This is a genomic window from Aeromonas sp. L_1B5_3, assembly GCF_963866575.1.
Taxonomy (GTDB): domain Bacteria; phylum Pseudomonadota; class Gammaproteobacteria; order Enterobacterales; family Aeromonadaceae; genus Aeromonas; species Aeromonas jandaei.
This window is the reverse complement of the sequence record NZ_CAWMDN010000046.1, coordinates 1-17330: the sequence shown is the minus strand read 5'-3', so window position 1 is coordinate 17330 and position 17330 is coordinate 1. Positions and strand designations below refer to the sequence as shown.

Below are 17330 nucleotides of genomic sequence, written 5' to 3'. Positions count from 1 at the left end.
TTGTTTGGAGCTTTGTGGAGCTGTAAAGCGAGCAAGGCAGCACGCTTGAAGAGAGGGCGTTTCGCGAGAAAGCGCCCGTGTCGGGCGCCTGCAGGAGTTAGTGATGGGCCAGCGGATAGGTGAAGAGCGCCAGATGTGCGAAGTTGAAGGCGAAGTGCACTGCGATGGCGACGCTGAGTCGGCCGCTTAGCTGGAAGGCCAGACCATAACAGCAGCCCGCAAGGGCAGCGAAGAGCGCCAGCAGGGGCCCGCCCGGCAGGTGGATGGCGCCAAACAGCAGGGCGCTGGTCACAATGGCAAACCAGGGTTTGCTGCGGCTTGCCAGCTCCTGCTGGATCGCGCCGCGAAACAGCGCCTCTTCCGCCACACAGGTGAAGAGCAGATTGTTGAGGGCAAACAGCCACCACCAGTGGGGCAGCCCCACCTCGGGGCGCAGTGCTCCCAGTTGCCAGGCAATGCCGAACAGCGCCGCCAGCGGCAGGATCAGCAGAGCCAGCGGACGCCAGCGAATGATCCCTCCTTTGCCTAGCAGGGTCGGGAAGGCGAGCAGCAGGGCGAAGATCTGCAGCGGCTTGTCCAGATTGAGGTACATGTTGAACGGCACGCTGCCGGGGCCGGCGAGCACCTTGTCCAGCACCTTGAGATTGCTGAAGCCGGGGATGAAGTGCAGGGTCAGCGCAAGCGACCAGACAATCAGTGCAACTCTGGCCGCGGTCGCCCAGCGGGGGGGCAGGGCGGGCGTGCGCCACGCCAGCAGCAATCCCGCCAGCGTGATGACCAGCGCAGGCGGCGTGATACGGCCAAGCCAGAGGGCCAGCAGCAGAGAGAAGCCCAGCAGGCCAAACGCGGGAAGGCGCTGGCGCAGCAGGGCAAACAGCACGGCCAGCGCCAGCGCGCCCCAGATAAGCGAATCGGGAAGGGGTAACATTGGATCTCCTTGGTCGAGGCAAACGGCCACCTTAACAAGGGGCCGCCGCGAGAACAACCGCGCAGCAGGTGGTCGGGCCCCTTCTCTATACTCATCACAGGGTGAAGGGAGAGTCGGTGATGAAGCACTATCTGTGGTTGTTCTGTTGTTGGTGCACCTGGTTGCAGGCAGCCCCCGTGCTGCTGGCGACCGGGGAGTTTGCTCCCTATAGCGGCAAGGAGCTGGCGGATGGCGGGGAGAGCACCCGGCTGGTGACAACGCTGCTGCGCCAGGCCGGTTATGACGAGGTGAAGGTAGATTATCTGCCCTGGAACCGGGGTTATGAACTGACCCGCAATGGCCTGATGACGGCCACCTATCCCTACGCCTGGACGAGCGAGCGGGCCAAGCTCTTCTACTACAGCGCCCCGCTCCATATCGATCACCTCTCCTGGTTTACCTATCAGGGCAGCGATGCGGTGCTGGACGGCAAGTGGCAGGGGCTGCGGGTCTGCATTCCGGCGGGCTGGAGCACCAGTCATGCCGACGAAGTGATCGCCCGCTTTTCGCTGCAGCTGATCCGTCCAGCCTCTCTGGCGCAGTGCCTGCAGATGGTGGCACTGAAGCGGGTGGAGCTGATGCCGATGAACGATACGGTTACTGCCGATGCCAGCATGCAGATCTTCGGCGATCCCAACTATCTGCAGCCGCTCCCCTATTTTCGCCAGACCGACAGTTTTTATCTGATGGTCTCGCGCAAGGCGCCCGGTGGCCGGGAGCTGATCGAGCGGTTCAACGAGGCGCTGGCGGCGAGTCGGGCCAGCGGTCATTACGACAAGCTGGTGCCAAGAAGCATGCCCCGCTCGCCTCGCTGCAAGTAAGGGGGTCAGAAACAACAAAGCCGGAGCAGTGGCTCCGGCTTTGTTTATTCAGGGACGTGATTAGCGGCCTGATTCGGCGATGACGCGGGCGATGATGTCGGCGCGCTGGTTGGCATCCAGCTCACCCAACGCGATCAGGCCTGCCTTGAAGATGACGTTCTTCGGCAGGCTGACATCATCCAGGGTGGTGATTGCTTCAACGTGCATGCCGTTCAGACGGCTGGCATCGCGCGGGCTCAGGTTGACCTGAGTGTTCAGCACCTGCTTGCCCTTTTTCTTGGGTTGGGCGGGTTTCTTCGGTTGATCCTGCTCGTCTTCCGGCAGCTCGTCATCAAAATCGTAAATAGACATAGTCAATCCTGTTGGTTTGGATGGTCGACCGCAGTGGCCGACCAGAATAAGCGAAACGGGGTCAATCAGCCCATATCCTCGTTGCGGATAAAGGCGCGCCAGGAGGTGAGCACCTGGGCAAAGTCTTCCAGCCCGCACATGGCAAGCTGTTCATCATCGTAGTAGGCGAGATCGTCGAGATCCTCGCCCAGTTCGATATTGAGGACGTTGGCTTTCACCTCCGCCTCTTCGTGGGTCAGCAGCAGGGAGTAATCCCCGCCGGTGAGCCGGTATTCGGTGCGACTCCGACTGGATAGCTGGTCGATGATGGCGAAGAGCTCGTCGATCTTCTCCTCATCTTTGCCCACTTCGTCGATCAGCCACTGGCCGATGGCTTCATGGCCCATGGAGAAGCGGGCGCGATAACCACCGAACGGGTCGCGGCGAAATTCATAATCCATAGCGCACTCCAAATCGGGGGGATGGGCCTGCACGAAGCCGTGGTGGCAGCACCAAATCCTGCTCCATGGCGGGCTCACATCGGGTAAAGTGGCCTATTCTAGCGATCCCCCTCTCGCTTGTCTTGATGATGTGGCATCTTTGCCCCGTAGCAGGCGCTTTCCTGCGGGTTGCCGAGTCCCTTCTTTGGAGATGTTATGCAGCTAAACGATACCCTGGCGCGCCAGATTGTGAGCCGGGCGATGAAGATCCTGTCGTTCTCGGTCAACGTGATGGATGAACACGGTCTCATCATTGCGTCCGGCAATCCGGAGCGGCTCCATCAGCGTCACGAGGGGGCCGTGCTGGCACTGACCGAAAACCGGGTGGTGGAGATCAGCGAAGCGACCGCCCGCGAGCTCAAGGGGGTGCGTCCTGGCATCAACCTGCCCATCGCCTATCAGGGGGAGTTGCTGGGGGTCATCGGTATCTCCGGCGATCCGGACATCGTTCGAGCTTACGCCGAGCTGGTGCGAATGACTGCCGAGCTGATCCTGGAGCAGGCGGCGCTCACCGAACAGCTGCAGTGGGACAAGCGCCACAAGGAGGAGCTGGTGCTGCAGCTGATCCGCGGCGAGGGGCGGGTCGATCAGTTGCAGCAGGCGGCCCGTTTCCTCGGGCTCGATCTCGGCCAGCCGCGAGTGGTGGCGGTGCTGGCACTGGAGGAGAGCGATCCGGCCCGGCTGCGAGAGCTGGTACATCTGCTGGAGAACCCGGAGCGGGACAATCTGGTGGCCATCAACGGTCTTGACGAGATAGTGGTGCTAAAACCGGCCCAGCTCAGCGACGGCCTCTGGCAATCGGCGCAGGAGCGCAGCCGCATCAAGCTGCTGCTGGCACGCATCCCCCACTTCAAGGTGCGGATCGGGGTGGGGGATTACTTCGCCGGGATCGACGGGCTGGCGCGCTCCTACCAGACGGCGCGCGATACATTGCGCCGTGGCATGCGCCAAGCGCCGCGCAAGCAGGTCTACTTCTTCGAGGATTACCGCTTGCCGGTGTTGCTCGGCAGTCTGGCGGACTCCTGGCAGGCGGATCAGCTGCGCACACCGCTGCAGAAACTGGCCAAGGAAGATGGCAAGGGGACGCTGCAGAAGACCCTGCGCCAATATTTCTTGCAGGATTGTGATCTGCATCGCTGTGCCGAAGCCTTGTTCATTCACCCCAATACCCTGCGTTACCGGCTAAGCCGGATCGAGCAGATAACCGGATTGAATTTCAACAAGTTAGACGACAAATTTTTGCTCTATCTCGGCCTTAATCTAGATTTGTGATTGTTCAGATAGACAAATAAACCCTGTTCTATGACGCAATGTTTGGCCATTTGGCCAAAGCATTCTGATTGCAGATCTCCATAATGGCGGCCATTCACTCCCATTGAAGGTGTCCGTCATGATCCAGGTTACTGCCCTTGGCGCCATCGCGGCGCTCTCCATCGCCATCTTCCTCATTCTGAAGAAGGTTCCGCCCGCTTACGGCATGATCGTCGGCGCGCTCGCTGGCGGCCTGATCGGCGGCGCCGATCTCAGCCAGACCGTTGCCCTGATGATCGGCGGCGCCCAGGGGATCACCACTGCGGTGATGCGGATCCTGGCGGCCGGCGTACTGGCCGGCGTGCTGATCGAATCGGGTGCGGCTACCACCATCGCCGAGACCATCGTCAAGAAACTGGGTGAGACCCGCGCCTTGCTGGCGCTGGCGCTGGCGACCATGATCCTGACTGCGGTCGGTGTATTCGTGGACGTGGCAGTCATCACGGTGGCGCCCATTGCGCTGGCCATCGCCCGCCGTGCCGACCTCTCCAAGGCGGCCATCCTGCTGGCGATGATCGGTGGCGGCAAGGCGGGCAACGTCATGTCACCCAACCCCAACGCCATCGCGGCTGCGGATGCCTTCCACCTGCCCCTTACCTCGGTCATGGCGGCCGGCATCATCCCGGGCCTGTTTGGTCTGGTGATGGCTTACTGGCTGGCCAAGCGTCTGAACAACAAGGGCAGCAAGGTTGCCGCTGACGAGGTGGTGAGCTTCGAGGGCACCAAACTGCCGGGCTTTGCTGCCGCCATCAGTGCGCCGCTGGTTGCCATCCTGCTGCTGGCCCTGCGCCCGGTCGCCGGTATCGTGGTGGATCCGCTGATTGCGCTGCCGCTCGGTGGTCTGGTCGGTGCCCTGATGATGGGCAAGTTCAGCAAGGTGAACCAGTTTGCTGTCTCCGGCCTCTCCCGCATGGCGCCGGTGGCCATCATGCTGCTGGGTACCGGTACCCTGGCGGGCATCATTGCCAACTCCGGCCTGAAAGATGTGCTGATCAGTGGCCTGACCGCCTCCGGTCTGCCCTCTTACCTGCTGGCCCCCATCTCCGGTGCCCTGATGTCGCTGGCAACCGCCTCGACTACCGCCGGTACTGTAGTGGCTTCCAACGTATTCAGCTCCACCCTGCTTGAACTGGGTGTCAGCGCGCTGGCGGGTGCCGCCATGATCCATGCCGGTGCCACCGTGTTTGACCATATGCCCCACGGCTCCTTCTTCCATGCTACTGGCGGCAGCGTCCACATGGGCGTGGGTGAGCGTCTCAAGCTCATCCCTTACGAAACCGCAGTCGGTCTGACCATTGCTGCTGTCTCTACCCTGATGTTTGGCGTGTTTGGCCTCGCCTAAGGAATTGATATGAAAATTGTTATTGCCCCCGATTCATTCAAGGAGAGCCTGAGCGCCATGGCGGTGGCCGATGCCATCGAGGCCGGTTTCAAACAGGTGTTGCCAAACGCCACCTACGTCAAATTGCCGATGGCCGATGGCGGCGAGGGCACGGTGCAGTCGCTGGTCGATGCCACCGGCGGCCGCATCCTCCCGGTCGAAGTGACAGCGCCCCTTGGCAACAAGGTGCAGGGTTTTGTCGGCCTGCTGGGTGATGGTCAGCGCGCCGTCATCGAGATGGCCGCCGCCTCCGGTATCCATCTGGTCGCTCCCGAGCAGCGCAATCCGCTGCTCACCTCCAGCTTCGGTACCGGCGAGCTGATCCTGGCCGCACTGGAGATGGGGGTGAAGCACCTCATCCTCGGTATCGGCGGCAGCGCCACCAATGACGGCGGTGCCGGTATGATCCAGGCACTCGGCGGCAAGTTGCTCAAAGCCGATGGCTCAGCCATCGAGCTGGGTGGCGCCGGTCTTGCCGAACTCGCGACCATCGACCTGAGCGGTCTGGACCCGCGTCTGGGTGAGCTGGTTATCGAGGTGGCGTGTGATGTGAACAACCCACTGTGCGGCCCGAAAGGTGCCTCCGCGGTGTTTGGCCCGCAGAAGGGGGCGACCCCCGAGATGGTGCAGCAGCTCGATGCCAATCTTTCCCGTTATGCCGACTGCATCGAGCAGGCCCTTGGCAAGCAGGTGAAGGATATTCCGGGGGCGGGCGCTGCCGGTGGTATGGGGGCTGCGCTGGTCGGTCTGCTTGGTGCCGAGCTCAAGCCCGGTATCCAGATTGTCATCGAAGCCCTGAAACTGGCTGATGAAGTGGCCGATGCGGATCTGGTCATCACCGGTGAAGGTCGTATCGACAGCCAGACCATCCACGGCAAGACGCCAATCGGTGTCGCACGCTGCGCCAAGCAGTTCGGCAAGCCGGTGATCGGTATCTCCGGTTGTCTGACCGATGATTGCGGCGTGGTGCACGAGCACGGGCTGGATGCGGTGTTCGCCGTGGTCAACCGTGCCATGTCTCTGCCGGAAGCACTGGAAACTGCCAGCACCAACATTCAGCTGACTGCGCGCAACGTCGCGGCACTCTATCAACTCAAGGGTTGATCCGGTTCGGCCGATGGGCGCCATCGGCCACCCAATATTCCCGTATGGGGCATCTCTCATCCCGCGAGATGTCTGGCTGCCCTAGCACTTCTTTGCCGATCCTCCGTGATCGGCTTTTTTCTTGTTACATCCTCCAGCTCCATGTTCGATACCATGGGGTCACGCGGTTTCTATAGGCGCATTCCGCCCTTTCCGGCATAGTGGTAGCCACACGAACAAGGAGAGACCCATGATCCTGCTGACTCTGGGCGTCGCGCTGTTTACCCTGATCCACCTCTACCCCTGTTTTGCAGCGGCGCATCGGGCACGGCTGCGCGAGCGGCTCGGGGAAAATCGCTACAAGGGGCTCTTCTCCCTGCTGGTTTTCGTTGCCATCGCCTGCATCATTGCCGGCTGGCGCACTGTCCGGCCATTTCCGCTCTATTTCCTGCCGGATTGGGGGCCGCTGGCCATGATGGGGATGATGCCCATCTCCCTCATTCTCTTTTTTTCGGGGCAGGGCCCCAACCATTTGCGGCGCTGGCTGGTTCATCCGCAGCTGCTCGGCACCCTGCTCTGGGCTATCGCCCACCTGCTGGTCAACAGCGAGGCGCGTTCGCTGGTGCTGTTTGGCGGTATCGGGCTGTGGGCGCTGGTGAGCATCGTCTGGATTTCGGTGCGAGACTGGCAGAAATATCCACGTCCCGAAGCCAACTGGACCGGTACCGGCATCAGTGTCGGGGCTGGACTGGCGGCCACGGCGCTGCTCATCTTCTGGGGCCACGGCTGGCTGACCGGCATTCCTCTTCATTGAGAGTGAACCGCCCCGGAGCAAGGGACGTATCAGAGAGAAAACCACAAGGAGTGTTGCCGATGAAATGGTTAGCGCTGTTGTTGCTGCTTGGCAGCGGCATTGCATCTGCCGCCTGTCCCGACTATTTCAATGTGGAGATGCGCGAGCTCAACAGCACCCAGCGCCACAATCTCTGTCAGCTGACCGAGGGCAAGGTGGTGCTGGTGGTCAATACCGCCTCCTACTGCGGCTATAGCGGCCAGTTTCGCGATTTGGAGAAGCTTTATCAGAGCTACAAGGATAAGGGGCTGATTATTCTCGGTTTCCCCTCCAACGACTTCTGGCAGGAGGCGGGCAACGAGAACAAGACCGCCGAGGTGTGCCGTCGCGACTATGGTGTGACCTTCCCCATGTTCAACCGGGTGGCGGTGCGTGGTTCTGATGCTGTGCCGCTGTTCAAGGGGCTGGCGGCGGCCGCAGATGGCGATGAACCGAACTGGAACTTCCACAAGTATCTGGTGGGGCGCGATGGCAAGCTGATTGCCAGCTACGGCGCCAACCAGAATCCGTCCGATGATCCCCTCAAGCTGCAGATCACCCGGGCGCTGGCGCGCTGACCCTACCCCTTGGCGAGGAGCTCTGGAATAATGGGCTCCCGCCCTTTCAACCCGGTTATCCTGTGCTGCAACGTCTTCCGCAAATGGTGATCTTCGATGCGCTGGTGCGTGAGCAGGGGATCTCTGCTGCCGCCCGCCGTCTCGGCGTCTCCAAATCTCACATCAGCAAGCAGCTGGCACTGCTGGAGACCGCTCTTGGCGCCCAGCTGGTACAGCGCACCACCCGTCGCTTCGCTCTGACCGAGCTGGGTCAGGAATATGCCCGCCACTGCCATGCGCTGGTGGCGGTGGCGCAGGAGGCGAACTCGATGATTGCCGAGCGGCGTGGCAAGGTGAGTGGCGTGCTCCATCTCGGGGTGGGCCAATCTTTCGGCCGTCTGCATGTCATTCCCCATCTCAAGGCGTTTCAGGATCGTTATCCCGAGCTTGAGCTGGAGGTCTCCCTGTTCGACCACAAAACCAATCTGGTGGACGAAGGGCTGGATCTCTGGCTCACCACCTATGAGGACAAACCGGAAGGGCTGGTCGGGCAGCGGCTGGCCGATATCGGCTTCGTGCTGGCTGCTTCGCCGGATTACCTGTTGAGCCACGGTACGCCGCTCCACCCGAAAGAGCTGGCCCAGCACAACTGCATCACCTATCAGAGCCGGGAGCGGCGCTATCACCAGTGGTCGTTCCGTCAGGGCAAGGAGCGCCAGACGGTGCAGGTTGCTGGCAACTATCGGGTCGACATGGCGGAAGCGGTGCGCGATGCTGCGCTGGCCGGACTTGGCATCGCCTATATCGCCAACTACTTGCTGGACAAGGAGTTACAGAGCGGCAAGCTGATCCCGCTGCTGCCGGAGTGGCGGCCGAATCAGCAGATGGCGGTGCACGCCGTCTATGCCCGGCGCGAACATCTGGATCCCAAGATCCGTCTCTTCATCGATTTCCTCAAGGCTCGCTTTGGCCCGGAACCCTACTGGGAGCAGCGGCTGGCCCCCTGGCTCGGTGGTCGATTGTCCGGTAGCGAGGAATAATTGTTTTTAAATGGAAACACTCGATTTCTTCTGATACTAAAATCGAGCCAAATCAGCCAGTTGGCGCAACCGGTATCGTGCAAACGTTTTTTCTAACAGGCCCGTAACCAAGTGGACTTGCAGTGACGGGGGGAGAGGCGCAGAATCCGCGCCCATCTTTTTCCCCACCTGATGGAGTCCCTATGATTGCCCTGCTCGGCATCCTGAGTATCCTGGCGCTTGCCGTGATCTGCTCTGATAATCGTCGTCGTATCCCGTTGCGAACAGTTGGCCTTGCCCTCTGCCTGCAGGTCATGTTTGCCGCGCTGGTGCTCTGGCTGCCTGCTGGTCAGCACGTGCTGAATGGGGTGAGCGAGAGTGTCAGCAGCGTGATTGGCTACGGTCAGGAGGGGATCGCCTTCCTGTTTGGCGATCTGGCCAAGTTCAAGCTGGGCTTCATCTTTGCCTTCAACGTGCTGCCGGTCATCATCTTCTTCTCTGCGGTGATCGCCATCCTTTACCACATCGGCCTGATGCCGCGGGTGATCTCTCTGCTGGGCGGCGGTCTGCAGAAGCTGCTGGGCACCGGCCGTGCCGAGAGCCTCTCCGCCACCGCCAACATCTTCGTCGGCATGGTGGAAGCGCCGCTGGTGGTCAAACCCTACCTCTCCAAGATGTCCGATTCCCAGTTCTTCGCGGTGATGAGCTGTGGTCTCGCCTCTGTCGCGGGCGGCACTCTGGTCGGTTACGCCAGCATCGGGGTCGAGCTGAAATACCTGATTGCGGCCGCCTTCATGTCCGCGCCAGCCGGTCTGGCGATGGCCAAGATCCTGGTTCCGCCGAGTGTTGAAGAGGTGGATCACCATCAGGACGTCGAGATCCCCCGCGCCACCAACGTGATTGAAGCGGCTGCCGATGGTGCCATGGCCGGCCTCAATATCGCCGTGGCGGTCGGTGCGACCCTGCTGGCCTTCGTCGGTGTGATCGCCATGCTTAACGGTCTGCTCGGCTGGGCTGGTGGTCTGGTGGGTCTGGATCTGAGCTTCCAGATCATTCTGGGTTGGTTGTTTGCCCCGTTATCCTGGTTGATCGGTGTGCCCTGGGAGCAGGCACAGGCTGCCGGTGCTCTGATTGGTACCAAGATCGTGGTCAACGAGTTCGTCGCCTTCATCGCCCTGGTGCAGGATCAGACCCTGAGCGAGTCGAGCAAGGCCATTGTGACCTTCGCCCTGTGCGGCTTCGCCAATATCTCCTCCATGGCCATCCTGATCGGCGGTCTGGGTGCCATGGTGCCGGAGCGCAAAGGCTTTATCGCCCGTTACGGTATGCGTGCCATCCTCTCCGGCGTGCTGGCCAACCTGATGAGCGCCTCCCTCGCAAGCATCTTCCTTGCCCTGTAACAGGCCTGGATAATTCATAAAACAGGGGCGCCATCATGGCGCCCTTGCTGTTTTTCCCGAATAAAAAGCCCCGACCTGAGTCGGGGCTTTTTGTTGCGCTATTCAGTCAACGTAGAAGGTTTGCTGGAAGGTGAGGATCTGCTGCTGACCGCCCCCCATGATCTTCAAGGTGAACTGGTAGGTATCTTCATTGCGGTAGGGGAGGGTTGCCAGATAGTAGATGGCATCCCCCTCCTTGACCTCCTGGAAGCTGAGGTTGCGGATGGTGCCGGTGAGGTTTTTGGCCTCGCCGGTGACGGAGACCGCCTGGGCCTTGCCCTGCTTGTCCTGCACCGCAATGTTGATGATGCCGTTGTAGCGGCTGCGCTCCAGACCGTAGGTTTTGGCCACCTCGGGGGTGAGGAAGCTGGAGTTGAAGGCGTTGTAGTGCACCTGCCAGGGGCCCAGCTCCTTCATCTGTTCAGCCCGCAGGGGCTGGGTCATCAGCAGTGCCAACAGGCAGCTCATCCAGGCTGTTTTCATGGTGTCATCCCTCTCGTATCAATGTTGGCTCAGGCCGGATTGTCCAGCAGAGCGCTCACTTCCGGCGGCAACTGTTTGGGGCTGTCGATGGCGACCGTCTTGTGTCGCCCCAGCTCGCCCCGCACTATGGTGACCTGCCCCTTGGCCACCTTGAACTGCTTGGCCAGAAACTTGATCAAATGGCTGTTGGCCTGGCCATCGACGGGTGGTGCCGTGATGGCCACTTTCAACTCTTCTCCGTGCAATCCGACGATCTGATCCCGGCTCGCCTTGGGCTGGATCATCAGATGCAGTACCAGTTCATCCCCCTGTAGCAGGACGGCAGGCATCAAATCATCCACCACAGCTGGCCGAACAGGTCGCCCAGCAGATAGTTGATGGCCTGCAGCCCGATAAAGGCAACCAGCACCGAGAGATCCAGTCCGCCCAGCGCCGGCAGCACGCGGCGGATCGGAGAGAGGAAGGGCTCGGTCAGCTGGTACATCACATATTCGATGGGGTTGCGGCCCTGGCTGACCCAGCTCAGGATGGCGCGGATCAGCAGTACCCAGAAGATCATAGAACCGGCCTTTTTCAGCACGGTCAGCGCGGCGAAGAGGCTGAGGCTGAGCCAGTCGGCCAGCAGCACGTTCATGCTCTTGAGCAGGGCCAGTTTGAGGAAGGCGACAGCCAGTGCCAGCACCACAGAGGCGAGATCCAGCCCCCCCAGACCCGGGATAACCCGGCGTAGCGGCACCACCAGCGGGTTGGTCAGCTTGACCACCATCTGGCTCATGGGGTTGTAGAAATCGGCACGCGCCCACTGCAGCCAGACGCGCAGCAGCACTACCATCAGGTAGAGATCGAAAACGGTGTTGATCAGAAAGTAAGCGGTGTTCATCTGGGCTCCTGTCAGAAAAGAGTTTCCATTTCGGCGGCGCGAGCTACGGCTGCCTGCATGGCGTTGGCAGTCAGCGGCATCAGCCCCTGCTGCTGGAATGTCTTGATGGCTTCGGCGGTTGTGCCGCCCTTGCTGGTGACCTGCTCACGCAGGGTTTGCAGCGACAGCTCGGGATTTTGCTCCACCATGGCAGCTGCACCGAGGGCGGTCTGCTGCACCAGTTGGCGTGCCTGCTCGGGCGAGAAGCCCATCGCTTCAGCCTCTTCGGCGATCGCCTGCATAAAGAGGAAGAAGTAGGCCGGGGCGCTGCCGGCTGCGGCGATGACGCTGTTGATGCCGGACTCCTGCTCCACCCAGAGAGTCTTGCCTACCGCCTGCATCATCTGCTCGGCAAAGTCGCGATCCGCGGCGGCAATATGCTCGGGGGCGTATAGCCCGGTCATGCCCAGACCCAGCAGGGCCGGGGTATTGGGCATGGTGCGGATGATACGGTCGTGACCACCGGCCATCTCGGCAAGGCGAGCAACCTTGATGCCGGCCGCGATGGAGACGAGCAGCTTGCCCGCAAGGGAGCCCAGCTCGGCAACCAGTGCTGCCAGCATGCCGGCCATCAGCTGTGGTTTGACCGCCAGCACGATCACCTCGGCATGGCGGGCAGCCTCGGCATTGGACCGGGTGGTGCGAATGCCGTAGTCGTTGGCTAGCGCATCCAGTTTGGGCTGGCTCGGGTTGGCGGCAGTGATAAGCGTTGCCGGATAACCCGCTTTGACCAGACCGGCGATGATGCTGCGGCTCATGTTGCCTGCGCCGATAAAGGCGAGCGTCCTGTGCTGTTGCATTAAAGGCTCCTGTTGCTTGGTGGGGCGCTGGCACGCGGCGTGCGTTGCATGCGCTCGCGCACCGGCTTATGAGTAGTCGCGGGCGCCGAAGATAGCTGTGCCGACCCGCACCATGGTGCTGCCGTGGGCGATCGCCAGTTCAAGATCCTCGGTCATCCCCATCGAGAGGGTATCGACGCTCGGGTATTGTCGCGCAAGCTCGGTGAACAGAGTCTGCATGCGGGCCATTTGGGCGGCCAATACTGTCTCGTCACTGGTGTGTTCGGGAATGGCCATCAGCCCGCGCAGCACCAGCCGCTCACTGCGAGAAACCAGTTCGGCAAGGCGGAAAATCTCTTGTTCCGACGTTCCGGATTTGCTGCTCTCTCCGCTAATATTGATTTGCAGACAAACATTTAGCGGTGCCATGCTGGCAGGGCGCTGATTGTTCAGACGTTCGATCAGCTTCTCTCTGTCCACGCTTTGCACCCAGTCGAACCGTTCGGCAACCAGCCTGGATTTGTTCGATTGCAAAGGGCCGATAAAGTGCCACTCTATGTCGTTATATTCGGGTTGCTGGCGCAGGGTGTCGATCTTGGTGGCCGCTTCCTGAGCGTAGGATTCGCCAAAGCAGCGCTGTCCGGCAGCGTGAGCGGCCATCAGGGCCTCAAGGGGTTTGGTTTTGCTGACCGCAAGCAACCGGACCTGCTCCGGATCGCGGCTCGCCCCTCTGGCTGCCTGGGCAATACGTTCTTTTACCTGAAGCAGGTGCTGGGCAATCTGGTTCATGTTTCGTTAGTGATCTTGTGATGGGAGAATGACAAATCTATGGATATCACAGAGTTATTGGCTTTCAGTGTAAAGCATAAAGCGTCGGATCTACACCTGTCCGCCGGGGTTCCCCCGATGATCAGGGTTGATGGCGAGGTTCGCAAGATCAATTTGCCCGCCCTGGAACATCGGGAAGTGCACGCCCTCATTTACGACATCATGAACGATCACCAGCGCAAGGAGCTGGAGGAGAACTTCGAGGTCGACTTCTCGTTCGAGGTGCCCAATCTGGCCCGTTTCCGGGTCAACGCTTTCCAGCAAGCGCGCGGTTCCGGCGCGGTATTTCGTACCATCCCCAGTACTGTGCTGAGCCTCGAAGATCTCGATGCGCCGGAGATCTTCCGCAAGATCGCCGAGTTCCCGCGTGGTCTGGTGCTGGTGACCGGGCCGGCCGGTTCCGGTAAGTCGACCACGCTGGCGGCCATGGTCAACTATATCAACGAGAACTTCCATCACCATATTCTCACCATCGAAGACCCCATCGAATTTGTGCACGAGAACAAGCGCTGTCTGGTGAACCAGCGGGAAGTGCACCGCGATACCAAGAGCTTCAGCAACGCCCTGCGCTCGGCACTGCGGGAAGACCCGGACATCATTCTGGTAGGCGAGATGCGCGACCTTGAGACCATTCGTCTGGCTATGACTGCCGCCGAAACCGGCCATTTGGTGTTTGGCACCCTGCACACCTCGTCGGCGGCCAAGACCATCGACCGTATCATCGACGTCTTTCCCGGCGCAGAGAAAGACATGGTGCGCTCCATGCTCTCCGAATCCCTGCGGGCGGTTATCTCCCAGACCCTGCTCAAGCGCATTGGCGGCGGCCGGGTGGCAGCCCACGAGATCATGATGGGGATCCCGGCGGTGCGTAATCTCATCCGGGAGGACAAGATCGCCCAGCTCTACTCGGTGATCCAGACCGGGATGACCCACGGCATGCAGACCATGGATCAGAGCCTCAAGCAGCTGGTGAGTCGTGGCATGGTGGCGTCTCTTGATGCCAAGGCCAAGGCGGTTGACCCCAACAGCATCTGATGATGCCGGATCCAGGGAGGGATCGATGATGAATCTGGATGAACTGCAGGGCCAGCTGGTAGAGAAAAAAGGGTCGGATCTCTTTGTGACGGTGGGGACGCCCCCAACCCTCAAGGTGAACGGCCATCTGCTCTCTTTGGGAGGCGAAGCGCTCGATAAAAAAGCTGCTCTTACGCTGGTGAGGGAGACCCTGAGCCCCGAGCATTTCGAACGCTATATCCGCACCAGGGAGGCCAACTACGCCATTCACCGCGAAACCTTGGGCCGGTTTCGGGTCAGCGCTTTCTGGCAGCAGGAGCTGCCCGGCATGGTGGTTAGGCGTATCGAGACACGTATTCCTACCTTCGATGACCTGCAACTGCCCGTGATCCTGCAGGAGGTCGCATTGGCCAAGCGCGGACTGGTGCTGTTTGTCGGCGCCACCGGGGCGGGCAAATCGACCACCCAGGCGACCATGATCGGTTATCGCAACCAGCATGCCGACGGCCATATTCTGACGGTGGAAGACCCGGTGGAGTTTGTCCATCAGCATGGCCGCAGCCTGATCACCCAGCGGGAGGTGGGGATCGATACCGAGTCGTTCGATGTGGCGTTGAAAAGCTCGCTGCGTCAGGCTCCTGACGTCATTCTGATCGGCGAGATCAGAAGCTCTGAGACCATGGAGTTTGCCCTGCAATTCGCCGAGACCGGTCACCTCTGTCTCGCGACCCTGCATGCCAACAATGCCAACCAGGCGCTGGATCGCATTTTGCATCTGGTGCCGCAGGAGAAGCATCGCCAGTTCCTGTTCGATCTCTCCTTCAACCTCAAGGCCATTGTCGCCCAGCAACTGGTGCCGAGCGTGGATGGCAAGCGGCGCTGCGCCGCGTTCGAGATCCTGCTAAACACCCCGCTTATCACTGACATCATTCGCAAAGGGGAGATGCACCGGCTCAAGGAGGTGATGACCAAATCGACCGAGCTTGGCATGCAAACCTTCGATCAATCGCTCTTCAACCTGTTCTGCTCCGGCCAGATTGGCTACAGTGAGGCCCTTGCCCATGCCGACTCGGCCAACGACCTGCGGCTGCTGATCAAGCTTTCCGGCCGTGATCAGCTTGGAACCGGTACGCTGGACAATGTGACGCTGGATGAATGAACAATGGGGTCGGGCCGCGGCTTGGCCCCACGCAATAAAGGAACCTTATGCTGATTGTGGTCTCCCCGGCCAAGACGCTGGATTACGAGTCACCGCTGGTGACAACCCGATTCACCCAACCCGAGCTGCTCGATCACTCTGCAGAACTCATCAAGCGGGCTCGCCAACTGAGCCCGGATCAAATTGCCACCCTGATGAAGATCAGCGACAAGCTGGCGGGTCTCAACGCCGCCCGGTTTGCCGAGTGGCAACCCGACTTTACTCCGGCCAACGCCCGTCAGGCGCTGCTGGCCTTCAAGGGGGATGTCTACACCGGATTGGCGGTGGAGGATTTCAGCGAGGCCGATTTTGACTTCGCTCAGGCGCATCTGCGAATGCTCTCCGGTCTCTACGGTGTGCTGCGCCCACTCGATCTGATGATGCCCTACCGACTTGAGATGGGAACCAAGCTCGACAACGGTCGCGGCAAGGATCTCTACCAGTTCTGGGGCGAGGTGATCACTCACCACCTCAACGACGCGCTGGCCGCCCAAGGTGATGAGGTGCTGATCAATCTGGCCTCCGACGAGTATTTCAAGTCGGTACGACCCAAGAGCCTGAAAGGGCGGATCGTTACCCCGGTGTTCAAGGATGAGAAGAACGGCCAGTTCAAGATCATCAGCTTCTACGCCAAGAAGGCGCGCGGCATGATGGCTCGCCACATCATCAAACACCGCCTGACCGAGGCGGAACAGCTGACCGGTTTCAACGCCGAGGGGTACTACTTCGTGCCGGAAGAGTCGGACGCCAATACCCTGATGTTTAAACGCGCCGAAAATTAATTACAAAAAGAGGGAACCAATCTTTCGACCCGCGGGTCTGAATATGTGAATCCTCTGTTGTAAGCACTTTTTATTCGCCGACGTTTGATACGTCGGCTTTTTTATTGCCGTTTTTATTGTCCATAGATTGCCTTCGCGGGGACTATGTGGTTCAGATAGACTCAAGACAGGGAGTGAGTCGTCGCGAGGTTTATATGGAACAGAAAAATGCCATTCGGCAGGTTGCCGTACCTTGGGCTCCGTCCCGCCAGCTCCCGCCCGGACTGGTCGTTGCCGAGCTGCATCAGGATCTCTGGAGCGACTCCCTGACCATCATGCTGGGTCGGGCGCGCAGCATCGATCTGCCCCCGCAAATCCTCTGCCGGGTCTATTTCCGCCATATCTACGCCCTGCGGGTGATCGAAGATTGCGATCTGGCTGAGGGGAAGGATAGCCACGCCATCGAAGAGCAGATCCAGCTCATCACCCCATCCCGTTTTGCCAGCTGGTTTCATCAAGAGTCTGATGGCCTGCATCTGGACGAAGATTTGCAGCACTACCGCATCTCGACCTGGGATTACTGCGCCGACGTACTCACCTCTTCGGCTCCGGAGCTGCAGTTTATCGCCCCGCGCGAGTCCTGATCCGGTCATCGTCTGGTAGCAACAAGGGGGAAGGCCGTTTCAGCCTTCCCCCTTCTCTTTACAGACGAATTCTTCCGGACACAAAAAAAGCGCCTCAAGGGAGGCGCTGGGGAAAAAAGACAGATTGGAAGCGTCACATGGGTGCTACTTGGAGTGGTGAATGAGCCGTGCCACTCAAGTATGGAGCCATCATGCCAGCTGCTATCTGAAGTAGTTCTGAGACAATTCTTCATCCTCTGTTCATCTTCTCGACACGTTTTCAGCAAGGTGACCGAGGCTCGCCTCTGCTGCGATGATTCTTCAGAGCACCGCGTTTATGAGGTCAGGACAAACGGCGCGTGACGCTGCTCCAGCTCCAGTAGCCAGCGTTTGATGGGAATGCCGCCGGCATAACCGGTTAGCTCGCCGCTGCGGCCAATCACCCGGTGGCAGGGCACTATGATGCCTGTCTCTTATACACATCT

The 17330-nt window shown here is 60.3% G+C and carries 20 protein-coding genes and 1 pseudogene; 12 read left to right on the top strand and 9 right to left on the bottom strand.

What is annotated here, in order from left to right; genetic code table 11:
- Positions 1–97: 97 nt before the first annotated feature.
- Positions 98–928, bottom strand: coding sequence for a CPBP family intramembrane glutamic endopeptidase (locus AACR93_RS03485; protein ID WP_043850004.1), 831 nt, complete (start codon positions 926–928; stop codon positions 98–100).
- A 119-nt stretch (positions 929–1047) separates the two neighbouring features.
- On the opposite strand from AACR93_RS03485, the gene AACR93_RS03480 reads away from it, so the two are divergent.
- A complete protein-coding gene (locus AACR93_RS03480) occupies positions 1048–1788 on the top strand; it encodes a substrate-binding periplasmic protein (protein ID WP_043850003.1) in 741 nt (246 codons plus the stop codon).
- Between the two features lie 60 nt (positions 1789–1848).
- Here AACR93_RS03480 and AACR93_RS03475 read toward each other — a convergent pair whose 3' ends face one another.
- Both AACR93_RS03475 and AACR93_RS03470 read right to left on the bottom strand, forming a co-directional pair.
- The gene (locus tag AACR93_RS03475; RefSeq protein WP_041209062.1) at positions 1849–2139 is read right to left on the bottom strand and encodes a hypothetical protein; all 291 of its coding nucleotides are present in this window, start codon (positions 2137–2139) and stop codon (positions 1849–1851) included.
- 65 nt (positions 2140–2204) lie between these two features.
- Entirely contained in the window at positions 2205–2579 is a 375-nt protein-coding gene (locus AACR93_RS03470) for a YacL family protein (RefSeq protein ID WP_033114030.1), read from the bottom strand.
- 195 nt (positions 2580–2774) lie between these two features.
- On the opposite strand from AACR93_RS03470, the gene AACR93_RS03465 reads away from it, so the two are divergent.
- The 7 genes from AACR93_RS03465 (at position 2775) to AACR93_RS03435 (ending at position 10201) form a co-directional block, all read left to right on the top strand.
- Positions 2775–3890 carry a sugar diacid recognition domain-containing protein gene (locus tag AACR93_RS03465; protein ID WP_043850002.1) on the top strand — a complete coding sequence of 372 codons (1116 nt, stop codon included), beginning with the start codon at positions 2775–2777 and terminating at the stop codon, positions 3888–3890.
- Between the two features lie 118 nt (positions 3891–4008).
- Positions 4009–5271 carry a GntP family permease gene (locus AACR93_RS03460; RefSeq protein ID WP_043850001.1) on the top strand — a complete coding sequence of 421 codons (1263 nt, stop codon included), beginning with the start codon at positions 4009–4011 and terminating at the stop codon, positions 5269–5271.
- A gap of 9 nt (positions 5272–5280) precedes the next feature.
- A complete protein-coding gene (locus tag AACR93_RS03455) occupies positions 5281–6414 on the top strand; it encodes a glycerate kinase (protein WP_043850000.1) in 1134 nt (377 codons plus the stop codon).
- A gap of 229 nt (positions 6415–6643) precedes the next feature.
- Positions 6644–7207 (top strand): NnrU family protein, encoded by a 564-nt coding sequence (locus AACR93_RS03450; RefSeq protein WP_041209067.1) that lies wholly within the window; start codon positions 6644–6646, stop codon positions 7205–7207.
- 59 nt (positions 7208–7266) lie between these two features.
- Entirely contained in the window at positions 7267–7803 is a 537-nt protein-coding gene (locus AACR93_RS03445) for a glutathione peroxidase (RefSeq protein WP_043849999.1), read from the top strand.
- An 83-nt stretch (positions 7804–7886) separates the two neighbouring features.
- Entirely contained in the window at positions 7887–8822 is a 936-nt protein-coding gene (locus AACR93_RS03440) for a LysR family transcriptional regulator (protein ID WP_033114036.1), read from the top strand.
- Between the two features lie 182 nt (positions 8823–9004).
- Entirely contained in the window at positions 9005–10201 is a 1197-nt protein-coding gene (locus tag AACR93_RS03435) for a NupC/NupG family nucleoside CNT transporter (protein ID WP_043849998.1), read from the top strand.
- Between the two features lie 102 nt (positions 10202–10303).
- On the opposite strand, the gene AACR93_RS03430 is transcribed toward AACR93_RS03435, so the two are convergent.
- The 5 genes from AACR93_RS03430 to AACR93_RS03410 all read right to left on the bottom strand — a co-directional run bounded on the left by AACR93_RS03430 (position 10304) and on the right by AACR93_RS03410 (position 13210).
- A complete protein-coding gene (locus AACR93_RS03430; protein ID WP_043849997.1) occupies positions 10304–10723 on the bottom strand; it encodes a DUF4426 domain-containing protein in 420 nt (139 codons plus the stop codon).
- Positions 10724–10752: 29 nt separating this feature from the next.
- On the bottom strand, positions 10753–11052 hold the full coding sequence (gene yggU, locus AACR93_RS03425) for a DUF167 family protein YggU (RefSeq protein WP_033114039.1): 300 nt from the start codon (positions 11050–11052) through the stop codon (positions 10753–10755).
- Positions 11052–11603 carry a YggT family protein gene (locus AACR93_RS03420; RefSeq protein WP_041209071.1) on the bottom strand — a complete coding sequence of 184 codons (552 nt, stop codon included), beginning with the start codon at positions 11601–11603 and terminating at the stop codon, positions 11052–11054. Before AACR93_RS03420 ends, yggU begins: the two co-directional genes overlap by 1 nt.
- An 11-nt stretch (positions 11604–11614) precedes the next feature.
- Complete coding sequence (gene proC / locus AACR93_RS03415; RefSeq protein ID WP_043849996.1) at positions 11615–12442, bottom strand: pyrroline-5-carboxylate reductase; 828 nt, start codon at positions 12440–12442, stop codon at positions 11615–11617.
- A 66-nt stretch (positions 12443–12508) separates the two neighbouring features.
- On the bottom strand, positions 12509–13210 hold the full coding sequence (locus tag AACR93_RS03410; protein WP_043849995.1) for a YggS family pyridoxal phosphate-dependent enzyme: 702 nt from the start codon (positions 13208–13210) through the stop codon (positions 12509–12511).
- 39 nt (positions 13211–13249) lie between these two features.
- Between AACR93_RS03410 and tapT the strand changes: the two genes are divergently transcribed.
- From tapT to AACR93_RS03390, 4 genes are all read left to right on the top strand, one after another.
- Positions 13250–14284: a type IVa pilus ATPase TapT gene (gene tapT / locus AACR93_RS03405; protein ID WP_043849994.1), complete on the top strand. Its 1035-nt coding sequence runs from the start codon at positions 13250–13252 to the stop codon at positions 14282–14284.
- 28 nt (positions 14285–14312) lie between these two features.
- Entirely contained in the window at positions 14313–15422 is a 1110-nt protein-coding gene (gene tapU / locus AACR93_RS03400) for a type IVa pilus ATPase TapU (protein ID WP_043850046.1), read from the top strand.
- A 47-nt stretch (positions 15423–15469) separates the two neighbouring features.
- Entirely contained in the window at positions 15470–16243 is a 774-nt protein-coding gene (yaaA, locus tag AACR93_RS03395) for a peroxide stress protein YaaA (RefSeq protein WP_043849993.1), read from the top strand.
- A gap of 194 nt (positions 16244–16437) precedes the next feature.
- On the top strand, positions 16438–16866 hold the full coding sequence (locus AACR93_RS03390) for a hypothetical protein (RefSeq protein WP_043849992.1): 429 nt from the start codon (positions 16438–16440) through the stop codon (positions 16864–16866).
- 314 nt (positions 16867–17180) lie between these two features.
- On the opposite strand, the pseudogene AACR93_RS03385 reads toward AACR93_RS03390, so the two are convergent.
- A pseudogene (locus tag AACR93_RS03385) lies at positions 17181–17309 on the bottom strand (methylated-DNA--[protein]-cysteine S-methyltransferase); the annotation flags it as partial.
- Positions 17310–17330 lie beyond the last annotated feature (21 nt).

Excerpts from the sequence above, each read along its gene's own strand:
- AACR93_RS03445 (WP_043849999.1), top strand. The coding sequence starts at position 7,267 with ATGAAATGGTTAGCGCTGTTGTTGCTGCTTGGCAGCGGCATTGCATCT.
- yggU (WP_033114039.1), bottom strand. The coding sequence starts at position 11,052 with ATGCCTGCCGTCCTGCTACAGGGGGATGAACTGGTACTGCATCTGATG.
- AACR93_RS03430 (WP_043849997.1), bottom strand. The coding sequence starts at position 10,723 with ATGAAAACAGCCTGGATGAGCTGCCTGTTGGCACTGCTGATGACCCAG.
- AACR93_RS03485 (WP_043850004.1), bottom strand. The coding sequence starts at position 928 with ATGTTACCCCTTCCCGATTCGCTTATCTGGGGCGCGCTGGCGCTGGCC.
- AACR93_RS03435 (WP_043849998.1), top strand. The coding sequence starts at position 9,005 with ATGATTGCCCTGCTCGGCATCCTGAGTATCCTGGCGCTTGCCGTGATC.
- proC (WP_043849996.1), bottom strand. The coding sequence starts at position 12,442 with ATGCAACAGCACAGGACGCTCGCCTTTATCGGCGCAGGCAACATGAGC.
- tapU (WP_043850046.1), top strand. The coding sequence starts at position 14,313 with ATGAATCTGGATGAACTGCAGGGCCAGCTGGTAGAGAAAAAAGGGTCG.
- AACR93_RS03460 (WP_043850001.1), top strand. The coding sequence starts at position 4,009 with ATGATCCAGGTTACTGCCCTTGGCGCCATCGCGGCGCTCTCCATCGCC.
- AACR93_RS03420 (WP_041209071.1), bottom strand. The coding sequence starts at position 11,603 with ATGAACACCGCTTACTTTCTGATCAACACCGTTTTCGATCTCTACCTG.
- AACR93_RS03410 (WP_043849995.1), bottom strand. The coding sequence starts at position 13,210 with ATGAACCAGATTGCCCAGCACCTGCTTCAGGTAAAAGAACGTATTGCC.
- AACR93_RS03390 (WP_043849992.1), top strand. The coding sequence starts at position 16,438 with ATGGAACAGAAAAATGCCATTCGGCAGGTTGCCGTACCTTGGGCTCCG.
- AACR93_RS03465 (WP_043850002.1), top strand. The coding sequence starts at position 2,775 with ATGCAGCTAAACGATACCCTGGCGCGCCAGATTGTGAGCCGGGCGATG.
- AACR93_RS03450 (WP_041209067.1), top strand. The coding sequence starts at position 6,644 with ATGATCCTGCTGACTCTGGGCGTCGCGCTGTTTACCCTGATCCACCTC.
- AACR93_RS03475 (WP_041209062.1), bottom strand. The coding sequence starts at position 2,139 with ATGTCTATTTACGATTTTGATGACGAGCTGCCGGAAGACGAGCAGGAT.
- AACR93_RS03455 (WP_043850000.1), top strand. The coding sequence starts at position 5,281 with ATGAAAATTGTTATTGCCCCCGATTCATTCAAGGAGAGCCTGAGCGCC.
- yaaA (WP_043849993.1), top strand. The coding sequence starts at position 15,470 with ATGCTGATTGTGGTCTCCCCGGCCAAGACGCTGGATTACGAGTCACCG.
- tapT (WP_043849994.1), top strand. The coding sequence starts at position 13,250 with ATGGATATCACAGAGTTATTGGCTTTCAGTGTAAAGCATAAAGCGTCG.
- AACR93_RS03470 (WP_033114030.1), bottom strand. The coding sequence starts at position 2,579 with ATGGATTATGAATTTCGCCGCGACCCGTTCGGTGGTTATCGCGCCCGC.
- AACR93_RS03480 (WP_043850003.1), top strand. The coding sequence starts at position 1,048 with ATGAAGCACTATCTGTGGTTGTTCTGTTGTTGGTGCACCTGGTTGCAG.
- AACR93_RS03440 (WP_033114036.1), top strand. The coding sequence starts at position 7,887 with ATGGTGATCTTCGATGCGCTGGTGCGTGAGCAGGGGATCTCTGCTGCC.